Below are 20,882 nucleotides of genomic sequence, written 5' to 3'. Positions count from 1 at the left end.
CCGGGCACCCGGGGTGGCATCGGGGGCGGGGTGCGGGGGCTGTGCGGGGTGGTGCGGTGTGCGGGGGGGGCGGTGTGCGGGGGTGCGGTGTGCGGGGAGTGCGGCCGGATCAGGCCGCCGTGGGGCCGGTCTCCGCCATCCGCAGGCGCAGGCTCAGCGGGCGCATGTCGGTCCACACGGAGTCGATCCGCGCCAGGCAGTCCTCGCGGGAGCCCTCGGTGCCCTCGGCGTGCCAGCCGGCCGGCAGCGGACGGTCGGCCCACCAGATCGAGTACTGCTCCTCGTCGTTGAGCACCACGCGGTACACGGCCTCGTCGGTCTTCTGTTCGGCCATGGGACGTCCCTTCTGTGCGGTCAGGTGTGGCCCATGGTTGAACTCGGCGCTATCAGTGACGTATCGGGCCTCTATACGCCCGCGCGTACGCCCCCTCGCGCGCCTCGGAACCGGGCGCAGCGAGGGCTCGGCGAACGGCACGGCGAACGGCACGACGAGGCCCCCGACGCCGGTGCGGCGTCGGGGGCCCCGGGGGGAACGCGGTCGGGCAGGAACGCGGTCAGGCCGCGGTGTCCGCGGACACCTCCTCGTACGGGTCCTCGTACAGGCTCCGTTCGACGTCGTGCGCGAGGATCCAGGACACGTCGGCCGCCTGCTCCCGCACGCCCTTGCCGGGGGCCTTCCCGTCCCGTGAACCGAGCTGCACCCGGGTGGTGTGCGGCCGGCGCACCGCCTCGTACCGGCCCAGCGCGGCGGCGATCCCGTCGCCGCCGGGTCCGGCCTCGGCGAGGCAGACGGCGAGCGCGACGCCGTCCTCGACGGCCTGGTTGGCGCCCTGGCCGTGGTGCGGCAGCATCGGGTGGGCCGCGTCGCCCAGCAGCGTGGTGCGGGCGGTGCTCCAGCGCCGCAGCGGGGCCCGGTCGTACAGCGCCCAGCGCCGTACCTCTCGGGCCGCCCCGACCAGCGCGCGCACCTGCGGCGCCCAGCCGCCGAGCGCGGCGTCGAGGTCGGCGCGGCCGGCCGTGCTGGTCCAGGACTCGGCGATCCCCTCGGGCGCCGGCGCGACCACGACGTAGGTGAACTGCCGTCCCCCGCTGACCGGGTACACCAGTACCCGGGCCGCCGGTCCGGCGAACATGTACATCACGGCCGGGTCCAGTCCGGGCACGTCGGCGGCGTCCACGAGGCCGCGCAGCGCGCTGTTGCCCGAGTAGACCGGCCGTTCGTCCCCGGTGTGCGAGCGCCGCACCACCGAGTGCACGCCGTCCGCGCCCACCAGCGCCGAGGCCCGGGTCGCGGTGCCGTCGGCGAAGCGCAGGGTGACGCCCTTGCGGCTCTCCTCGTACGCCACCAGTTCGCGCCCGGTGTGCACCCGGGCGGCGGGCAGCAGGGCGGCGAGCATCCGGTGCAGGTCGCCGCGGTGCACGGTGAGGTAGGGGGCGCCGAACGCCCGCTCCCAGGCCGCGCCCATGTCCTGCCGTGTGACCAGCGAGCCGTCGTGGAAGGCCCGCACCTCCAGCGCCTCGGGGCGCACCGCGACCCGCTCCAGCTCGTCGGCCAGGCCGAGCCGGTGCAGCAGCCGGGTGCCGTTGGGCCCCAGGTGCATGCCGACGCCCTGTTCGCGCAGGCTGTCGCCGCGCTCGTAGACGTGTACGTCGATGCCGCGCCGGTGCAGGGCCGCGGCAGCGGCGAGGCCGCCGATGCCGGCGCCGGTCACCGCGATCGTGTTGGTCGTCATCATCGGTGGTCCCAGGCGTTCTCGAAGGATTCGAAGGCGTCGTACGACTCGTCGAAGGCGAAGTCGCCGTAGGTGCCGGAGTCGCCGAGCGCGAGGAGCGCGTCCAGGTCGGCGGCGCCGGCCAGTTCGACGTCCGCGACACGCGTGTCCGGGTCCCGCACGGCGGCCGCGAGCAGCCGCTCGTAGCCGTCCGCGAACCGCTCCACGCTCGCGCGGTCCAGCACGTCGGTGTCGTAGGAGAAGACGGCGGTGACGCCGTCCGGGGTCTGCTCGATGCGCAGCAGCAGGTCCAGCTGCCCCTCCTGCTGGGGCACGTCGATCAGGGCGATGTCGAGCCCGGCGTAGGGGATGGACGGGCCGACGGCCTCGCCCGGCGGGACGTTGGGCACGGGCGGCTGCATGCGGTCCATCTGGACCAGGAACAGCGCGGCCCGGAACAGCACGGTGTCGGGGAAGGCGAGCCCGCAGGGGTGACGCACCCCGAGCATGCCCCGCATGACCCGCTCGCCGGCCTGCGCGGCCGCCGACCGGAACGTGGTGTCGGGGCCGAACTCGGCGCGCACCGGCATGGTGTTGAGGAAGCAGCCGATCAGGTCCCGCTGCCCGCGCCCGGAGCGCGCGGAGGCGGGCACGCCGAGCAGGAAGTCGTCCTGGCCGCTCCACCGGTGGGTGAGGGCCTGGAACACGGACAGCAGGTAGGCGAACGGGGTCACGCCCGCGGTGTGCGCGGCCGGGCCGAGCCCGTCGGCCGACTCCGCCGCGAGCCGCCGCACGACGGTGGCGCCGCGCAGCGAGCGCACCCGCGGCCTGGGCCGGTCCAGCGGCAGTTCGGCGGGGGCGGAGCCGCTCATGGCGGCCCGCCACTCCTCGGCGGCCCGCAGGCCCTCGTCGGAGGCGGTGTAGCGCAGTTCCTCGGCCGCGTACTCGCTGTACGAGGAGGTCAGCGGCCGCCAGGTGGGCGCGGTGCCGGCGGCGTGCCCGGCGTAGGCGTCCAGGACGTCGCGGACCAGCAGCCAGCGCGAGGTGAAGTCGCTGACGATGTGGTGGGCGGAGGTGACCAGCGCCCAGTCGTCGTCGGCGCGCCGCAGCAGGACGACCCGGAAGGTGCCCGCCTCCAGGCGGAACGGCCGCGCCCCCGCCTCCTCGGCTGCCTCGAACAGCCGGCTCTCGTCCGCGCCGTCGAGGTCGCGGAACTCCAGGCGCACCAGCGGCTGTTCGCGGACCACCCGGACCGGACGGCCGTCCTGTTCGGTGAACACGGAGCGCAGCAGCTCCTGGCGCTCGCCGACCGAGGCGACGGCCGCGTCCATGGCGGCGGGGTCGACCCGGCCGCGCAGCCTGAGCGGCATGACGATGTTGTAGGCGGCGCTGTCCGGCGCGATGCGGTACGCCGTCCACATCGACTCCTGGATCGCGGTGAGCGGCAGCGCTCGTACGGCGGTGCTCATCCGCAGCCTCCCGCGTGGCTCAGGTCGGAGGCGCGGCCCGCGACGACCGACAGGTCGGCGGACTCGGGGCCAGGGCGGTCGTCCGTGCCGTCGCCCGGGTCGTCGAAGGAGGCGACGAAGTCGGCCACCCGGTCCAGGCCCCAGTAGGGCTCCGAGCCGTTGATGAAGTACGGCACCCCGAACACGCCGTCGCGCACGACGTCCAGCAGGGCCCGGGCGCCCTGGGCGCGCAGGCCGGGGTCGTCGGTGTCGGCGGCCTCGAAGCCCAGTTCGGCGGCGAGTTCGGTGACGGTGGCCGGGTCGCACAGGTCGCGGCCCTCCAGCCAGCGGGCACGGCCGGCCCGCTCCACCCACGCCTGGCCGAGCCCGTGCCGCTCGGCGACGAACCAGGTCAGGTGCGCCGGCTCCCACCAGGGCGTGGCGTCCACCGGCCAGGTCAGGTCGAGGCCGCGGGCGGTGGCCAGCCGGCGCACGTCGCGCAGGATGTAGAACTGCTTGGCCCGGGACATGGGCGTGTACGGGAACTCGGCCCCGGCCTCGGCGAGCAGCTTGCCGCTGGTCTCGTCGGGCTCCCAGAAGGGCCGCCACTCAAGCCGGTCGAGCAGTTCGGGGCGGTGGGCGCGCAGCGCGCGCAGGGCGAAGAAGTTGTAGGGGCTGCGCAGGTTGAAGTAGAACCGCGGCGGCCGGGCGGCGCGTGGCATGGCTGATTCCTTCCGTGGTGCCCTGGTCAGACGACCAGTCCGCCGTCGATGGCGAAGACCTGTCCGGTGATGTACGAGGCACGCGGGCCCGCGAGGAAGGACACCAGTTCGGCGACCTCGTGCGGCTCGCCGAAGCGGCCCAGCGGGATGCGCCGGGTCATCTCCCTGACGTGCTTCTCGGAGAGCCCGCCGGTCATGTCGGTGCCGATGAAGCCGGGGGCGACCACGTTGGCGCGGATGCTGGCCCGGCCCGCCTCCTTGGCGAATGCCTTGGTCAGGCCGATGATCCCGGCCTTGGACGCGGAGTAGTTGGTCTGGGTGGCGTGGCCCTCGGCCGCGACCGAGGAGAGGGTGATCACGGTGCCGCGGCGCTGCTTCATCATGGGGAAGGCCAGCGCCTTGACGAAGTTGTACGTGCCGTCGAGGTTGGTGCGCAGCACGGCGTCCCAGTCCTCGTCGGCCATCATCGCCAGGTGGCCGTCGCGGACGATGCCGGCCGCGGTGACCAGGACGTCCACCGGGCCGAGCGTGTCCTCGGTCTCCCGTACGAAGCCCGCCACGGCGGCGCGGTCGGTGACGTCGACGCGCCGGGCGAGGGTGCGCGCGCCGTGCGCGGCGGCCGCCTTGGCGGCGATCTCGCCGGCCTGCTCGTTGGACTGGAAACACAGCGCCACGTCGTGACCGTCCCGGGCCAGCGTCTCCACGACGGCCCGCCCGATCCCGCGCGATCCACCGGTGACGAGCGCCACCGGCCTCGGTGTGTCGGACATGGACTTGCCTCTCTCCTAGGGCTGGGTACGGGGTACGTGGTGCGGACGGGTTGCGGCGGTCAGGCCGGCCGCAGCAGCAGCGCGCCCGCCGTGCCGTCCCGGTCGACGGCGGTGACCAGGGTCAGCCGGTCCACCAGGCGCGGGTCGGCCTCCGCCTCGGCGAGGACGGCGGCGAGCTGGAAGGCGGCGGAGGCCGCCCCGGCGTCGCCGACCAGGGAGCGCACCGGCAGCCGGTTGCCGGTGAGTCCGTCCAGGGCGGACTCCTCCTGCTTGCCGAGCAGTCCGGGCGGGGTGCCGGGGGCGATCAGCTCCACGTCGTCCGGCGCGGCGCCGGCGGCGGCCAGCACGTCGGCGACGCAGGCCTCCAGCGCCGTACCGGCCCGTGCGGTGTCCTGGAAGGCGCGGAACCGGGAGCCGAGGACGGTGGCGAGCACCGGACGGCCGGACTCGCGGGCGTCGGTGGCGCCCTCCAGCAGGAACAGCGCGGCGCCCTCGCCGAGCGGCTGCGGCGCCGCCCCACCGTGGTCGGCGACCCGCTCCAGGCGGGCGCGCTGCACGGAGAACTCCTCGGCCGCGCCGGCCAGCAGCGCCCTGCCGTGTCCGCCGCGCAGCAGCCGGGAGGCGTACTGCAGGGAGAGCAGCGCGGTCGCCGCGCCGCCGGAGACGGTGACGTTGGGGCCCTTGAGGGTGTGCCGGATGGCGCTCTGCCCGGTGGGGCAGTTCATGACGGTGTTGGGGAAGCGCGCCGGGTCGACGAGGTAGGGCTTGTCGCCGGTGAGCGCGTCCCGGGTGAAGTCCATGATCGACTGCACGCTGCCGGAGGTGCCGAGCACCAGCCCGGTCGACTCCGCGTCGGCGGCCAGTCCGGCCCCGTACTGCTCCAGGAGCATCCCGACCGTGGCGGCCGCGATGCCGGTGACCCGGTCCATGGAACGGGTGCCCTTGCGGCCGAGCACCGCCTTGATGTCGAAGCCGGGGATCAGCCCGGCCTCCTCGTACGGCACCGGCCAGTCGGCGCCGTCCAGCGGGGCGATCGCGCGCCGTCCGGACGCGAGGCCCCCGGCGAAGGCGGTCCTGCCCAGTCCGTACGGCGAGGACACGGCCCAGCCCGATATCACCAGCTCCGCCGGCGGCGCGCCCGTTTCGGCTGCCATGGCGTCCCACTCCCCTCTGTGACTCCTGCGTTGTCTTCGTCGCGGGCGCGGCGAGGCTCAGGCCGCGGTGTCCCACCGGCCGAGCACCAGCACCGCGTTGTTGCCGCCGAAGGCGAGGCCGTTGTTCTGCACGACCTTCAGCTCGGCCTCGACCGCCTCGTTGGGCACGCAGTCGACGGCGCACTCGGGGTCGGTGGTGCGGTGGTTGACGGTCGGCGGGATGAAGCCGTCGCGCAGGGCGAGCGCGCAGGCCGCCGAGGCGAGGGCGCTGGCGGCGCCCATGGTGTGCCCGATCATCGACTTGATCGACACGGTGCGCGGCAGTTCCTCGCCGAACACCTGCCGGATCGCGCCGACCTCGGTGACGTCGTTGGCCCTGGTGCCGGTGCCGTGGGCCGAGATGAAGTCGACGTCGGCCGCCTCGATCCCGGCGTTGCGGTGGGCCGCGGTGATGCAGCGGGCGATCGAGTCGCGGTCCGGGGCGACCGGGTGGCTCGCGTCGCAGGACAGCCCGTAGCCGAGCACCTCGGCGTAGATGCGGGCGCCGCGGGCCAGGGCCGACTCCAGCGACTCCATGAGCAGGATGCCGGCGCCCTCGCCGGTCAGGATGCCCTGCCGGTCGGCGTCGAAGGGACGGCACACGTCGGGTGCGATGGTGCCGAGCCGGTAGAAGCCGGTGAAGGTCTTGCGGCACAGCGCGTCCGCGCCGCCGCACAGCGCCATCTCGACGTCACCGGAGCTGATCGCGTCGTAGCCGTAGCCGACCGCGTAGTTGCCGGCCGCGCACGCGGTCGGCACGGTGACCGTCTCCACGTCCTCCAGGGCGAGTTCACGCACGATCCCCGCGGACAGCCGGCCCGGCCAGACCCGGCGGGCCACCACGGCGTCGAGCACGTCGTCGCCGCCGGAGACCTGGAGGCCGGTGAGGTGGTCCAGGTCGCGGGACTCCCCGTCGGTGGTGCCGACGGAGACCAGCGACCGGACCGCGCGCACCTGCTCCTCGGTGAGGCCGGCGTCGGCCACCGCCATCCGGCTCGCGGCCACCGCGAACTGGGCGGCGCGGCCGAGGTCGTCCGGGGACTGCCCGGTGATCCAGGCCTCGGGGTCGAAGTCGGTGATCTCGCAGGCGTTGGAGTAGGCGAAGCCGGTGGTGTCGAAGGCGGTGATCGGCTTCGCCCCGCTGCGCCCGGCCCGCAGGCCCGCGGCGAACGCGTCCACTCCGGTGCCGATGCTGGTCACCACCCCGAGGCCGGTGACGACCACCCGGTGCCGGGCGCCGGTCACTGGGCCTTGGCCTCGGCGACCACGGCGTGGACGCCGGCGAGGTTGACCATGCGGCTCAGCTCGGACTGCTTCAGGGTGATGCCGAAGGTGCGCTCCAGGGAGGCGAGGATCTCGATGGTGCGCAGCGAGTCGGCGTCGTGCTCCTCCTTGAACAGGCTGGTGTCGGAGACCTCGTCGAGCTCCAGCTCCAGGATGTCGCAGACGATGTCCTTGATCTGGGTGCGCGCCGCGTCGTCCAGGGCGGGGATCTGCGTGGTCATGGGGTGCCTCCGTGAAAAGGGTCGGATGGGGTTCCGTGGTCGATGCCGACCATGCTGGGCGGACGTGCTATCGATGGCCTATATCCGCCAACTCACCGCTCTTCGCGATCTGTTGGGGGAAGACGGCGTCGTCGGTCTCCGACCACAGGTGGGCGACGGCACCGAAGTGCCGGCGGACCCAGGCGTCGTCGTAGACGGTGTCGAGGTAGCGGTCGCCGCCGTCGGGCAGGATCAGCACGACGGTGGCGCCGGGCTCGACCCGCGGCAGGACGCGGTCCAGCGCGGACACGACCGCTCCGGAGGAGCCGCCCGCGAGGATCGCCTCGCGCCGCACCAGCCGCCGGCAGCCCACCACGCAGTCCAGGTCGGTGACGTGGACGACGTGCGCGGCGTCCGCGGGGCGCAGCAGTTTCGGCCGTACCGAGGCGCCGTGCCCGGGCACCAGCCGCTTGCAGCTCGCGGTCGGGCCGAACAGCACGCTGCCGACGGCGTCGACGGCGTGCACGGTGGTGTTCAGGCCGGCCTGCCGGATGTACTCGGCGCAGCCCCCGAGGGTGCCGCCGGTGCCGGCGGCCAGCACCAGGTGGTCCACCCGGCCGTCGAGCTCCTCGGCGATCTCCCGCATGGTGGTCAGATGGGCCTGCCGGTTGAGCGGGTTGGCGTACTGGTCGGGCCAGTACGAGTCGGGTGTCGCGGCCAGCAGCTCGGCCACCCGGCGCAGCCGCGCGGGCAGCAGTTCGCCGGTGACCGGGTCCGGTTCGCGGACCACCTCGACCTCGGCGCCGTAGGCGCGCAGGATCGCGATGTTCTGCTGGGTGGTGCGGGCGTCGACCACGCAGACGAGACGCAGTCCGAAGTACCCGCAGATCTGGGCGAGTCCGATGGCGAGGTTGCCGGAGCTGGACTCGATCACCGTGGAGCGGCCGGGCACGAGCTCACCGGAACGGATCCGGCCCAGCACCATGCCGAGCGCGGAGCGGTCCTTGACACTGCCGCCGGGGTTGAACCGTTCGGCCTTGGCCAGCAGCCTGCCGGGGAATCCCGGCACGAGCCGTTCCAGCTCGATCAGCGGGGTTCCCCCCACCGTGGAAAGGATTCCCTTGAGTCCGGCCGGCGGAGTTCCGGGGAGTCCGCCCGGCCCCTGGACAACGGCATTCCCGTCTTCGTACGGCATCTGATGCAGCCATCCTCTGCTGGGAGTTGCGGGGCGGTTTTCCATGCGCCCCGACAATCGCCGGGCCGCCTATACCTCACCCATACAAGGCTGCTCAAGCCGAGATTCCAGCCATCTATAGAAACGGCATAGCCGGCCCTCCGAATCTGGCGTGGAATCGCTCGACAGCATCGGGGCGAATGTGCTCCCGACCACCCGACCAGAAGAGAGAGCCCCGCACATGACCGACAACGACTCGCGTATCCGCAAGGTAGTCATTCTCGGCGGCGGTACGGCCGGCTGGATGACCGCCGCCTACCTCGGCAAGGCTCTTCAGGGCACCGTGGACATCCAGGTGCTGGAGGCCCCCGCCATTCCGAGAATCGGCGTCGGCGAGGCGACCGTGCCGAACCTGCACCGCGTGCTCTTCGACTACCTCGGGATACCCGAGGAGGAGTGGATGCGCGAGTGCAACGCCAGTTTCAAGATGGCGGTGCGGTTCGTCAACTGGCGCACGCCCGGCCGCGGCGAGGCCGGGGCCCGCACGCTGGAGGACGGCCGGCCGGACCACTTCTACCACCCGTTCGGCATCCTGCCCGACCACGACAACACCCCGCTGTCGCACTACTGGTTCAAGAACAAGTACGAGGGCAGCACCGACCAGCCGTTCGACTACGCGGTCTTCCGCGAGCCGCCGGTGATGGACGCCAAGCTCTCCCCGAAGTGGCTCGACGGCACCCCCTCGACCCGCTACGCCTGGCACTTCGACGCCGCGCTGGTCGCCGACTTCCTGCGCCGGTTCGCCGTCGAGAAGCAGGGTGTGGAGCACGTCCAGGACGAGATGGTGCGGGTCGAGCAGGACGAGCGCGGCCACGTGACCGCGCTGCACTGCAAGTCCGGCCGGGTCATGGACGCCGACCTGTTCGTGGACTGCTCGGGCTTCCGCGGGCTGCTCATCAACCAGGCGCTGGGTGAGCCGTTCCTGGACATGAGCGACCACCTCATGTGCGACCGCGCGGTCGCCACCGCCGTCCCGCACGACGACGAGGCGAACGGCGTGGAGCCGTACACCTCGGCGATCGCGATGTCGTCCGGCTGGAGCTGGAAGATCCCGATGCTGGGCCGCTTCGGCTCCGGATACGTCTACTCCAGCAAATTCACCACGCAGGAGGAGGCCACCGCGGAATTCTGCGAGATGTGGGGCCTCGACCCGAACGAGACCCAGTTCAACCACGTGCGTTTCCGGGTCGGCCGCAACCGCCGCGCCTGGGTCAACAACGTGGTGAGCATCGGCCTCGCCTCCTGCTTCCTCGAACCGCTGGAGTCGACCGGCATCTACTTCATCACGGCCGCCATCTACCAGCTCGCGAAGCATTTCCCGGACCGCTCTTTCAACCCGGCGCTCGTCGACAGCTTCAACCACGAGATCGAGGAGATGTTCGACGACACCCGCGACTTCATCCAGGCCCACTTCTACTACGCGCCGCGGAACGACAGCCCGTTCTGGCGGGCCCAGAAGGAACTGGTTCTCCCGGAGAACATCCAGAAGAAGATCGAGGCCTACAAGGCGGGCCTGCCGATCAATTCGCCGATCGCCGACGAGTCGACGTACTACGGCAACTTCGAGGCGGAGTTCCGCAACTTCTGGACCAACGGCAGCTACTACTGCATCTTCGCCGGCCTCGGGCTGGAACCGGACGCCCCGCTGCCCGCGCTCGCCCACAAGCCGGAGTCCGTGGCGGGTGCCCAGCCGCTCTTCGAGCAGGTGCGCCAGCAGCAGGAGCACCTGCTGCAGACGCTGCCCAGCGCCCACGACTACCTGCGCCGGCTGCACGGCAAGTAGGCCCTCGGCACAGCACCGCACGGCGGTGCCCGCCGCTTTCCGCGGCGCGGCACCGCCGGCCTCTCACCGACAGGAGTCCTCCTGCATGAGCACATCCCTGAGCACGTCGTCCGACAACACCGACATACGCCCGCTGATGTCCTGCTTCCCGTCCGGGGTCTCCGTCGTGACCGCACTCGGCGCCGACTCCGCGCCGCGCGGGATGACCTGCAGCTCCCTGGCGAGCGTGGCCCTCGACCCGGCCACCCTGGTGGTCTGCCTGCGCACCGCGGGACCCACCCTGCGGGCGGCCCTGGACAGTGGCCGGTTCGCCGTCAACCTGCTGGACGAGCGGGCCCGCGCCGTCTCCGACCTGTTCGCCTCCGGCGCCACCGACCGCTTCGAGCGCGCCGAGTGGCGGCTCCCGCTGGGCGCCGGCGGCCCCCACCTCACCGGGGCGGCGCTGGCCGTGGCGGACTGCGAGGTCACTCAGGCGGTCGAGGTCGGCGACCACACGGCCGTCTTCGGCCGGGTCACCGGCGTCACGCTGGCCGACGCGGGGGAGCCCCTGCTGTACGGCCGCAGGCGCTACGCCCGCTGGTCGGTGGCGACCAGCCCGCCGGCCGAGGCCGCCGCCGAGGTGCCCCTGTCCACCGCACTCGAAGGAGACACGCGTGTCGGCTCCCGCCTTTGACCCGCTGCCCGACCTGCTGATCGCGGTGCCGGTGGTGATCGCCGCCTGCCGCGCGGGCGCCGGCCTGTTCCGGCGGATGGGCCAGCCGCCCGTGATCGGCGAGATGACCCTGGGCATCCTGCTCGGCCCGTCCCTGCTCGGCTGGGTCTCGCCCTCGCTCCAGCACTGGCTCTTCCCGCCCGAGGTGCTGCCGTACATCGGCGCGCTGGGCAACCTGGGGCTGCTGGCGTTCATGTTCCTGGTCGGCCTCGAACTGGACCTGTCGGCGCTGCGCGGGCACAGCCGCACCGCGGTGGCCGTCTCTCAGGTGAGCATCGCCCTGCCGCTGGTGCTCGGCTCGCTGCTGGCGGTCGGCATGTACGGCACGTTCGCCCCCGAGGGCGTGGGCCGGCTGCCGTTCGTCCTGTTCATCGCGGTGTCCATGAGCATCACCGCGTTCCCGGTGCTGGCCCGCATCCTCACCGACCGCGGCATGTACACCACCCGTCTCGGCTCGCTGGCGATGGCCTGCGCGGCCGTCGACGACGTGACCGCCTGGTGCCTGCTCGCGGTGGTCGCGGCGGTCGGCGCGAGCGGCTCGCTGCAGGACGCGGCGTTCACGGCGCTGTGGTCGGCGGTGTTCCTCGCGGTGATGCTGTGGGTGGTGCGGCCGCTGCTCGCCCGGGCCGCCCAACGGGCGGGGCGAGCGGTGGAGTCCACCATCCTGGTGGCCCTCTTCTGCGGTCTGTGCCTGTCGGCCTTCGTGACCGACCGGATCGGCATCCACGCGCTGTTCGGCGCGTTCCTGTTCGGCGTGATGACCCCGCGCGGCTCCCGCGCGGTCGAGATCTCCGCGGCCCGCCTGCGGGCGTTCACCCTGCCGGTGCTGCTGCCCCTGTTCTTCGTCAGCACGGGCCTGAAGACCGACATCGGGCTGCTGGGCGGCGACCCGACGCAGTGGCTGTGGGCGGGCGCGGTGCTGGTGGTGGCCGCCTTCGGCAAGTGGGGCGGCAGCACGGCGGTGGCCCGCCTGGCCGGCGAGCCCTGGCGGGAGGCGATGTCCATCGGCGCGCTGATGAACTGCCGCGGCCTGACCGAGCTGGTCGTCCTCAACCTCGGCCTCCAGCTCGGGGTGATCGGCCCGTCGCTGTTCACCATCCTGGTCCTCATGGCCCTCGTCACGACCGCCGTCACCTCCCCCGCCCTCACCTGGTTCCGCCGGGAGCCGCTGCCCGCGTCCCCGGCCCTTGCCGAACCCCCGCAGGAGACGGCGGACGCCGTCCGGCGGTCCACCGAACCCAGCCCGTCCGGCGTGTGAGGCCGGGGCCCGCGCGGGGCCGGCGGCGAGTACGGGGCGCGGCCCCCGGGGCGGATCACCTCCACCCCGGGGGCCCGCTCGGTCACGCGGCCGGTGCCAGTGCCCGCTCCGTGGTCACCTCCACCCACCGCTCCAGCGTCGCCCGGGCCGCTCCCGAGTCGACGGCCTCGGCGGCCCGGCCCAGCGCGGCGCCGATGCGCTCGGTGACCGTGCGGCCGCCGGCGCCCTCGGCGGCCAGGGCCGCCGCCGCCGACAGCAGCACCGCGTCGCGCACCGGGCCCCGCTCGCCGTCGAACACCCGGCGCGCGACGTCCGCGTTGTGCCCGGCGTCGCCGCCGCGCAGCGCCTCGACGGGCGCGAGGGCGACCCCGACGTCCCGCGGGTCGAAGGTCTCCTGGCGGAGCTGGCCCCCGGCCACCGCGAAGACGGTGGACGTGGTCGTCACGGTCAGCTCGTCCAGCCCGTCGTCGCCCCGGAACACCAGCGCGGTGGCCCCCCGCCGCGCCAGTACCCCGGCGACCAGCGGCAGCAGCCGCGGGTCGGAGACACCGACCGCGTGCGCCGAGGGCGCCGCCGGATTGGTCAGCGGCCCCAGGGCGTTGAAGACGGTCGGGATACCCAGTGCTCGGCGCGCCCCCGCCGCGTGCCGCATCGCCGGGTGGAAGTCAGGGGCGAAGCAGAAGGTGATGCCGGCCTCCTCGGCCACCGCGGCGACCTGTGCCGGCGGGATCCTGAGGTTCACCCCGAGCCGCTCCAGCACGTCGGCCGAGCCCGAGGCCGAACTCGCCGCGCGGTTGCCGTGCTTGACGACCCGCGCTCCGGCGCCCGCCGCCACGACGGCGGCCATGGTGGAGATGTTGACCGTGTCGGCCCCGTCTCCTCCGGTGCCCACCACATCGACGGTCCTCCCCGGCACGTCGATGCGCACGGCGTGCGCCATCATTCCCCTGACCAGCCCCTCCAGTTCGCCGACGGTCTCCCCCTTGGCGCGCAGGGCGACCAGGAAGCCGGCGATCAGGGCGTCCGGGGCGTTGCCCCGCATCACCTGGTCCATGACCCACGCGGTGTCCGCACCGGAGAGGTCACGGCCGTTCAGTACGGAGCCGAGCAGTACGGGCCAGGAGCGCTCCGTACGCTCCCGTTCGGTGCCTGTCTTCACAGGTGCTCTCCTTCGGTCCGTGGCCGGCCGCGGCGCGGCCTAGCTCCAGGGGTCGACACCGTCGGTGCCCAGCGTCACGGTCACTCCGTCGCCGGAGACCACGGCACCGGCCTGGACGGGCCCGTCGGCCACCGCGGCCGGCCGCGGCTGCGCCTCGGCGTGGTCGGCACCGGCCACGGCGGTGAACACGGCGCCCGCGGTCAGGGCGGCGAGGACGAGGGCCTGGACCTTGGTGCGGCGAGCGGAGCTGACGAGCTGCATTTTCGTCTCCCGTTGGCTTTTCGTTGCTGCGTTCCGTTCCGACAGCAAGAAATCTATGGAAGTGCCGCTTCGCTTTATTATCGCTCCAGCTTCGCCCTGCACCCAGTCACGATAACGACGATATACTTGCAGGTCAGAGGGTGTTTTCGAGGATATGGACCAATGAATTCCGATATCCCCGGGAGGCGAATCGGCACCGGTACGGTTAATTCCGCACCCGGTGCCACCAATTCCGCTCCTCAAGCGACCCGCTCCATCGCCGCCGCGCCCGTCAGAAAGTTCTCCAGCAGCCGCATGCCGCCGGCCGTGGTCACCGACTCCGGATGGAACTGGACGCCCTCCACCGCCAGTTCGCGGTGCCTGAGTCCCATGACGTAGCCGTCGTCCACCGCGCGCGCGGTCACCGCCAGCTCCGCGGGCAGCGGTTCGGCGACGATCAGCGAGTGGTAGCGGGTGGCCACCACCTCGGTGCCGAGCCCGGCGAACACCCCGGTCCCGTCGTGCGAGACCGGGCTGGTCTTGCCGTGCTTGAGCCGCCCGGCGACGGCCACCTCGGCCCCGTAGGCGAGCCCGATGGCCTGGTGGCCCAGGCAGATGCCGAGCAGCGGCACGCGCCCGGCGAAGGCGTGTACCAGCTCCACGTGCCCGGAGTCGGCCGGGTGCCCGGGTCCGGGGCCGAGCACCACCGCGTCCGGCTTCCCGGCCAGCAGCTGCCCGGCGGTCCGGGTGCCCGAGCGCACCACCTCGGTGCGCGCCCCGAGGGTGCGCAGGTACTGGTCGATGATGTGGGTGAAACTGTCGTAGGCGTCGACGAGCAGGACGTTCACGGCAGCAGCTCCTCACCGGTCAGCGCCCAGTAGGCGGCGCCCATCTTGTGCAGCGTCTCGCGCCACTCGGCGCGCGGGTCGGAGTCGGCGACGATGCCCGCGCACGCCTGGGTGGAGTACGTCGTCCCGTCGTGGGAGACGGTGCGGATGCACAACGCGAGCCGGGACCAGCCGCGCACGTCCACCAGGCCGACGGCACCGGCGTACATCCGGCGCGGTTCGCTCTCCAGCTCCTCGATGATCTCCATGGCGCGGATCTTCGGCGCGCCGGTGACGGTGCCCGCCGGGAAGGTGGCGCGCAGCGCGGACCAGGTGTCCTCGCCGGCCGCGAGCCGCCCCTCGACAGCCGAGACCAGGTGGAAGACGTGCGAGTACGTCTCCACGGTCATCAGCCGCTCGACGGCCAGCGTGCCGGGGCGGCACACCCGGCCGATGTCGTTGCGGCACAGGTCGACCAGCATCACGTGCTCGGCGCGCTCCTTCTCGCTGGCGCGCAGTGCCGCGATCCGGGGGCCGTCGACGGCCGCGTCCCCGCTCCTCGGGGTGGTGCCGGCGATGGGCCGCATCACGATCCGGTCCCCGTGGGCGGCGAACAGCACCTCGGGGCTGGCGCCGATCAGCGTGGTCCCGGCGCGCGGCACGAGGTACATGTGCGGCGAGGGGTTGCGGTGCCGCAGCCGGCGGTAGACGTCGAGCGGGGCGAGGTCCGTCGTGACGTCGATGCGGTGGCCGATCTGGATCTGGTAGATGTCGCCGACCCCGATGTGCCCGAGGCAGCGCCCGACGTGTCCCAGAAACGTTTCCTCGTCGGTGTTGTCGTGCACCGCGCGCGGCACCGGCGCCTCGGGCACGGCGCCGGACGACGGGCGCAACCGGGCCACGGCCGCCGGGACGGTCCCGAAGTCGGCGGGCGGGAAGTCCGCGCTGCGCGCGGTGCGCAGCCGGACCGTGCCGCCGGCGCCGTCGTAGTGGACGACCTCCCGGAACAGTCCGAGCACCAGGTCGGGGCCGCCGTCGGCGGTGCGCCGCGGCAGCCGCTCCATGTGCCAGGCGGCGCCGTAGCCGACGGTCGCCAGGAACCCGAAGGCGTAGGTGTCCGCGGGCACCTCGGTCTCCACGGAGAACGCCCGCTGCGCGGCGCGCAGCAGCTCCCACACCTGGTCGCCGGAGGTGAGCGCGCGCGCCCCGTCCGGCAGCGCCGCCAGGCCCAGGGCGTCGGCGGCGGTGTGCAGCGCGGCCGCCACCGGCGCGATGCCCTCGACGGTGACCCGGTCGGCGTGCACCTGGAGTTCGGCGAGCCGGCCGTGGCCGACGAGGGAGTCGCCGCCCTCGTGCTCGGGCGCCTCCAGGCTCTCCAGGAGGAACACCTCCGCGTCGCCGAGGCGCCGGCGCAGGGCGTCGTAGAGGGCGAGCGGGTCGTGCGGGGGCAGCGGGGTCTCGTCGACGCGGACGGAAACGGGCCGGCGCGGGGCGCCGGCCGCTGGGGGCGGTGGGTCGAGCAGGGTGGTCACGGGTGGGGCCCCTTCCTCGGGGTGGACCGGTCGGGTGTGCGCTCAGCCGTAGCGGCGCAGCTCGTGGAAGAAGTCGGGCTGGACGGCGAGTTCACCGGAGGCGCCGAGGGCGTCGTACACGTGCTTGCCGAGCGCGAGGTCCAGGACGCCGAGGCCGAACGGGGAGAAGAACACGGGCCGGTCGGCGGGCACCGCGCGGGCGCCGGTGAGCACGTCGTACAGCGTGCCGTCGATGAAGTCCCGGCCGCCGGTGAGCTGTTCGGCCAGGTGCGGGGAGGTGTCGGCCTTCAGGCAGTGCTCGACGTCGTCGACGAAGTTGGCGCCGGTGAGGATCACCTCGGGCGCCAGGTCGCGCAGCGAGACGTGCAGCACCAGCGGGTGGTGCGCGAACCAGCCGGGGTCGGTGACGTGCGGGGTGCCGGCGATGGTGGCGAAGACGACCAGGTCGCTGCCGCGGACCAGGTCCTCGGCCTTCTCGTGCACGGTGACGCGCCCGCCGCCGCCCGCCCGCTCCAGGTAGCCGGCGAACCCGGCCGCGTGCTCGGCGGACAGGTCGTGCACGCCGGTCTCGTCGAACTCCCAACCGGTCCCGGCCAGGTACTGGTGGACGTAGCGGGCGATGAGCCCGGTGCCGACGAACCCGATCCGGCGGGGCCGTTCACCCCGTCGCCGGCTCAGCGTGTCCGCGGCCAGCGCCGCCGAGGCCGCCGTGCGGGCCGCGCTGATGATGGAGCTCTCCAGGCAGGCCAGCGGATAGCCGGTGTCGTGGTCGTTGAGGATCAGCACGGCGGAGGCGCGCGGCAGTCCGGCGGCCACGTTCTCGGGGAAGCTGGAGATCCACTTCAGGCCGTCGACCCGGATGTCGCCGCCGGCGGACGCGGGCAGCGCGATGATGCGGGAGGAGGGACGGTCGGGGAAGCGCAGGAAGTAGGACGGCGGGTTGACCGTGTCGCCGGCGCCGTGGACGCGGTACGCCCGCTCGATGAGGTCCACCACCTCCCGGTGCCGGCCGTCGAGCACCCGGTGGACCTGAGCCCCGGAAATCACCGCAAAGGAAGGCGCCTTGGGAACGGGCGGCATCTTGTACTCCACACTTCGGGCTGACGTTTGTCCCAGCCGAAAGTAGGCAGCTGCCTTATCGGCCGGGTATTGGGCGTCTACATCGCGTGCTGCGGTACGGGCCGTGCGCGGTGCGGGCCGTGCGAGCCGTGCGCGGAGCGAGTCGTGCATCGTGCGGGCATGCATTGTGCGGGCATGCGTTGTGCGAGCCGTGCGCGGTGCGGGCGTGCAGTGTGCGGGCGTGCGCGGAACGAGCCGTGCGGCGTGCGTGGTGCAAGCGGTGCGGCGTACGGGCGTGCGGTGTGCGAGCCGTGCGCGGAACGAGCCGTTGAGCGAGCCGTGCGCGGAGCGAGTCGTGCGACATGCGGGCGTGCGCGGTGCGGGGCCGTGCGCGGTGCGGGGCGTGCGCGGTGCAGGGCGTGCGGGAGGTGCCGGGTGGGGGCGGCGGTCAGCCGGAGGCGTCGGTGCCCGGGGCCGGCCGCTCGTCGAGCCGGGACAGCAGGCCCTCGGCCTGCGCGCGCCACCGGGGCGAGCCGGTCCGCAGGAAGACCGCGTGGGCCGCGTTCGCCCGTTCGCGGGCGGAGTCGAGCCGGCCCTGGCGGCTGCGGGCCTCGCCGAGGACGAGGTTGATCTGGCCGTCGACCAGGGGGCTGTCGATGCGCTCGACGACGTCCAGGGCCTCCGACAGGGTGGCCTCGGCGGCGTCCACGTCACCGGCGCCGAGCCGGGCCTCCCCCAGGCCCAGCAGCGCGTAGGCGAGCCCGACCAGATCGGACTTGGCCTGGACCAGGTCGATCACCTGCAGAAACGCTTCCTCCGCCTTCGGGAAGTCGGACCGGGCCAGGTGCACCCGGCCCAGCCGGTGGATGGTCTGCGCGACGCCCCGCTTGCTCCCGCGGTCGATCGACTCCATGACCTGCACGGCCTCGACGCCCAGCTTCATCGCCAGCTCGGTGTTGCCCCGCTCCAGCTCGATCTGGGCCATGTTGTCCAGCGCGTGCGCCTCGGAGGAGACGTCGCCCACGGTGCGGAAGATCTCGCCCGCCCGCTCCAGCCGGGTCATGGCGAGGTCCAGGTCGCCGCTGAACCGCTCCAGGATGGACAGGTTGCGCAGGTTCAGGGCCAGTCCGTGCGGCTCACCGGCCCGCTCGAACAGCTCCATCGCCTCGCTGTAGCGGGCGTGCGCCTCCGGCAGCCGCTGGTAGGCCTGGGCGATCCCGCCGAGCTGGTGCAGCATGGCCGCCTGGCCGCGCAGGTTGCCGCTGGTCCGGGCCGATTCGAGGGCGACCTCGGCGCACTCGCGCCAGTCCTCCAGGTAGTGCCGGGTCTCGAAGAGCACGGCCGCGGACACCGTCAGGTCCCACGCGAGGTCGTCCAGGCCCAGTCCGGCCGCCTGTCCCACGGCCGCCACCAGCGACAGCCGCTCCGCCTCCAGCCACTCCAGCGGCGAGGAGAGCAGCTCGTCGGTGTGGATGCGGTCCAGGGGGCGGCGGGGGGCGGGGCTGTGCACCACGCTGAAGTGACCGCCGTACTCCCGCCGGTGCGCCTCCTCGGCGAGGGACAGCCAGGTCCGCAGGGCCCGCTCCCGGGCGGCCCGCTGGTCCGGCTCGGGCTCCTCGGCCTGGGCGCGCTCACGGGCGTAGAGCCGCATGAGGTTCTGCAGCCGGTAGCGCAGCCGGCCGGTCGCGTCGACGCCGACGACCTCGAGGAACTGCGCGTCGACGAGGTCCTCCATGAGCCGCTCGGCGTCCAGCACGTCGACGTCGAGCAGCGCGCCGCCCACCCAGGCGGCGAAGTCCGGCGCGTCCAGCAGACCCAGGCGCCGGTAGAGCCGGGCCGCGTCGTCCGGCAGATAGCGGTACGACAGCTCGAAGCTGGCCCGCACCTGGGCGGCGCCCTGGCTCAGCTCGTCCAGCCGGCGCCGCTCGTCGCCCAGCCGGGTCACCAGGTGCCGCACCGTCCAGTGCGGCTTGGAGGCGAGCCGGGCGGCGGCGATCCGCAGCGCCAGCGGCAGCCGGTCGCACAGGTCGGCGAGCCGGCGGGTGTCGGCGCGGGCGGAGTCGACGCGCTCCTCGCCGACGATCCGCCCGAGCAGCTCCACGGCGTCGGCGCCGGGCAGCACCCCGAGGTGCACCCGGGCGTCCTGCGGCCAGGTGACCAGCTCCTCCAGCTGCTCCCGGCTGGTGACCAGCACGGCGCAGCCGCCGCTGCCGGGCAGCAGGGGGTGGATCTGGGCGAAGGAGCGAACGTTGTCGAGGACCAGCAGCACCCGCCGTTCCGCGAGCACGCTGCGGTAGAGCGCGACCAGGTCCTCGGTCTGGGTGGGGATCTGGTCGCTGGAGACCCCGAGCGAGCGCAGGAACCTGCTCATCGCCTCCCAGGCCGGGGTGGGCTCGTGGTGCTCGTCGTAGCCGCGCAGGTCGGCGAAGAGGCGGCCGTCCGGGAAGTGCTGGGCGGCCCGGTGCGACCAGCGCACCGCGAGACCGGTCTTGCCGACCCCGGCGATCCCGGTGATCAGCCCGATGGCGGGCCCGTGCTGCCGGTCGCGGCTCGCGACCAGCGTGTCCAGTAACGCGAACTCCGGCGCGCGGCCGGTGAACCCGGGTACGTCCGGCGGGAGTTCGGAGGGGACGACGAGGGTGTCCGCGCGCGAGGCGTCGGTGGCCGGCACCGCCGGGGCGGGGGCCAGCGAGGGGTCGTCGCGCAGGATCGCGTCGTGCAGCCCTTGCAGGTCCGGGCCCGGCTCCATGCCCAGTTCCTCGATGAACTGGGTGCGGGCCTCGCGGAAGGTGGCCATCGCCTCGGCCCGCCGGCCCGACCGGTACTGGGCGAGCATCAGATGGTGCCGGGTGCGCTCCCGCAGCGGGTGCTCGCGGACCACGGAGACGAGTTCGGGCACCAGGTCGTGGTGGTTGCCCAGTTCCAGCTGGACGGCGGTGGCGTCGTCGTAGGCGTTGAGCCGGTGGCCCTCGAGACGGGCGGCCTCGTCCTCGACCAGGGCGCTGGAGATCCCGGCGAAGGCAGGACCCCGCCACAGCGCGAGGGCCTGGGTGTAGGCCGCGGCCGCCTCGGGGAGCCGGGCCTGCTGCACGGCGGTCTCGGCGGTCTTCACCAGGCGGGTGAACTCCAGCACGTCCACCGAGTGGCCGTCGGGTCTCAGCACATAGCCGGGGTGGGCGGTGAGGATGATGTCCTCGGCCGCGCCCTGGCTCTTGAACGTCTTGCGCAGCGCGGCGATCACGATGGCGATCTGGGTGCGCGCGGTGGCCGGCGGCCGGTCGTTCCACACGGCGTCGACGAGGGTGTCGACCGGGACGATCCGGGCCGAGTTGAGCAGCAGCAGAGCGAGCACCGTTCGCTGACGCGCACCGCCGACCGGAAGACTTCGGCCCTGCGACGTCACCGTCACGGGCCCGAGTACCTCGAACCTGAGCCGCTCGCCCACGGATGTTCCCCCAGAACTTCCATCCCTACGTCCCGCCAGGTGGCTCAACGGATGACAATACCCGAGAAAGCCAACTTGCCCCCCACGGATTTCCGACGGGCGCGCCTTTACGTGAGGGCACCCATTGCGAAATCCGCGATTCCCCTTTTATGTGCACTGAGCAGCGATTTCTGGGATGCGAATTCGCATGTCCTTGCCTCCCCCGGTTTCGATTCCGCCCGCCCCACTCGGCTCGCATTGTCAGAACGTGCGTACCCCGCTCACAAGTTCCCCCGAGTCACCACCCGGCCGACCGCGGGATGTC

The 20,882-nt window shown here is 73.2% G+C and carries 18 protein-coding genes; 3 read left to right on the top strand and 15 right to left on the bottom strand.

Translation table 11 applies throughout. The annotated features are described in order from the left end of the window. Positions 1 to 109: 109 nt before the first annotated feature. From B446_RS23880 to sbnA, 9 genes are all read right to left on the bottom strand, one after another. The gene (locus B446_RS23880; RefSeq protein ID WP_020941999.1) at positions 110 to 334 is read right to left on the bottom strand and encodes an MbtH family protein; all 225 of its coding nucleotides are present in this window, start codon (positions 332 to 334) and stop codon (positions 110 to 112) included. A gap of 220 nt (positions 335 to 554) precedes the next feature. Beyond that, positions 555 to 1,736 carry an FAD-dependent monooxygenase gene (locus tag B446_RS23875; protein WP_043476350.1) on the bottom strand — a complete coding sequence of 394 codons (1,182 nt, stop codon included), beginning with the start codon at positions 1,734 to 1,736 and terminating at the stop codon, positions 555 to 557. Next, positions 1,733 to 3,181: a condensation domain-containing protein gene (locus B446_RS23870; protein WP_020941997.1), complete on the bottom strand. Its 1,449-nt coding sequence runs from the start codon at positions 3,179 to 3,181 to the stop codon at positions 1,733 to 1,735. The genes B446_RS23875 and B446_RS23870 overlap by 4 nt, the downstream gene beginning before the upstream one ends. Then, a complete protein-coding gene (locus B446_RS23865) occupies positions 3,178 to 3,882 on the bottom strand; it encodes a 2-hydroxychromene-2-carboxylate isomerase (protein WP_020941996.1) in 705 nt (234 codons plus the stop codon). The genes B446_RS23870 and B446_RS23865 overlap by 4 nt, the downstream gene beginning before the upstream one ends. A gap of 26 nt (positions 3,883 to 3,908) precedes the next feature. Next, the gene (fabG, locus tag B446_RS23860; protein ID WP_020941995.1) at positions 3,909 to 4,652 is read right to left on the bottom strand and encodes a 3-oxoacyl-ACP reductase FabG; all 744 of its coding nucleotides are present in this window, start codon (positions 4,650 to 4,652) and stop codon (positions 3,909 to 3,911) included. Positions 4,653 to 4,711: 59 nt separating this feature from the next. Further along, positions 4,712 to 5,806, bottom strand: coding sequence for a beta-ketoacyl synthase N-terminal-like domain-containing protein (locus B446_RS23855; RefSeq protein ID WP_020941994.1), 1,095 nt, complete (start codon positions 5,804 to 5,806; stop codon positions 4,712 to 4,714). A gap of 57 nt (positions 5,807 to 5,863) precedes the next feature. Next, complete coding sequence (locus B446_RS23850; protein WP_020941993.1) at positions 5,864 to 7,090, bottom strand: beta-ketoacyl-[acyl-carrier-protein] synthase family protein; 1,227 nt, start codon at positions 7,088 to 7,090, stop codon at positions 5,864 to 5,866. Continuing rightward, positions 7,087 to 7,350, bottom strand: coding sequence for an acyl carrier protein (locus B446_RS23845; protein ID WP_020941992.1), 264 nt, complete (start codon positions 7,348 to 7,350; stop codon positions 7,087 to 7,089). Before B446_RS23845 ends, B446_RS23850 begins: the two co-directional genes overlap by 4 nt. Positions 7,351 to 7,417: 67 nt before the next feature. After that, complete coding sequence (gene sbnA, locus B446_RS23840) at positions 7,418 to 8,434, bottom strand: 2,3-diaminopropionate biosynthesis protein SbnA (protein ID WP_020941991.1); 1,017 nt, start codon at positions 8,432 to 8,434, stop codon at positions 7,418 to 7,420. Between the two features lie 310 nt (positions 8,435 to 8,744). Here sbnA and B446_RS23835 point away from each other — a divergent pair, with 310 nt between their 5' ends. From B446_RS23835 to B446_RS23825, 3 genes are all read left to right on the top strand, one after another. Continuing rightward, positions 8,745 to 10,346 (top strand): tryptophan halogenase family protein, encoded by a 1,602-nt coding sequence (locus B446_RS23835; protein WP_020941990.1) that lies wholly within the window; start codon positions 8,745 to 8,747, stop codon positions 10,344 to 10,346. Positions 10,347 to 10,431: 85 nt separating this feature from the next. Further along, the gene (locus tag B446_RS23830) at positions 10,432 to 11,019 is read left to right on the top strand and encodes a flavin reductase family protein (protein ID WP_052352179.1); all 588 of its coding nucleotides are present in this window, start codon (positions 10,432 to 10,434) and stop codon (positions 11,017 to 11,019) included. Continuing rightward, positions 11,000 to 12,316, top strand: a complete 1,317-nt coding sequence (locus B446_RS23825) for a cation:proton antiporter (RefSeq protein ID WP_020941987.1) — start codon at positions 11,000 to 11,002, stop codon at positions 12,314 to 12,316. The genes B446_RS23830 and B446_RS23825 overlap by 20 nt, the downstream gene beginning before the upstream one ends. An 82-nt stretch (positions 12,317 to 12,398) precedes the next feature. On the opposite strand, the gene trpD is transcribed toward B446_RS23825, so the two are convergent. The 6 genes from trpD to B446_RS23795 all read right to left on the bottom strand — a co-directional run bounded on the left by trpD (position 12,399) and on the right by B446_RS23795 (position 20,578). Further along, positions 12,399 to 13,475: an anthranilate phosphoribosyltransferase gene (trpD, locus tag B446_RS23820; protein WP_020941986.1), complete on the bottom strand. Its 1,077-nt coding sequence runs from the start codon at positions 13,473 to 13,475 to the stop codon at positions 12,399 to 12,401. Positions 13,476 to 13,514: 39 nt separating this feature from the next. Continuing rightward, entirely contained in the window at positions 13,515 to 13,736 is a 222-nt protein-coding gene (locus B446_RS39265) for a hypothetical protein (protein WP_020941985.1), read from the bottom strand. A 239-nt stretch (positions 13,737 to 13,975) separates the two neighbouring features. Further along, positions 13,976 to 14,563 (bottom strand): anthranilate synthase component II, encoded by a 588-nt coding sequence (locus B446_RS23810; RefSeq protein WP_020941984.1) that lies wholly within the window; start codon positions 14,561 to 14,563, stop codon positions 13,976 to 13,978. Beyond that, positions 14,560 to 16,074, bottom strand: coding sequence for an anthranilate synthase component I family protein (locus tag B446_RS23805; protein WP_020941983.1), 1,515 nt, complete (start codon positions 16,072 to 16,074; stop codon positions 14,560 to 14,562). The genes B446_RS23810 and B446_RS23805 overlap by 4 nt, the downstream gene beginning before the upstream one ends. A 42-nt stretch (positions 16,075 to 16,116) precedes the next feature. Then, a complete protein-coding gene (sbnB, locus tag B446_RS23800; protein WP_043478979.1) occupies positions 16,117 to 17,154 on the bottom strand; it encodes a 2,3-diaminopropionate biosynthesis protein SbnB in 1,038 nt (345 codons plus the stop codon). Between the two features lie 427 nt (positions 17,155 to 17,581). Continuing rightward, entirely contained in the window at positions 17,582 to 20,578 is a 2,997-nt protein-coding gene (locus tag B446_RS23795) for an AfsR/SARP family transcriptional regulator (RefSeq protein WP_020941981.1), read from the bottom strand. Positions 20,579 to 20,882 lie beyond the last annotated feature (304 nt).

Source organism: Streptomyces collinus Tu 365 (genome assembly GCF_000444875.1).
Taxonomy (GTDB): Bacteria; Actinomycetota; Actinomycetes; order Streptomycetales; family Streptomycetaceae; genus Streptomyces; species Streptomyces collinus_A.
The sequence above is the reverse complement of the archived record's forward strand: the minus strand, read 5'-3'. Positions and strand labels throughout refer to the sequence as shown.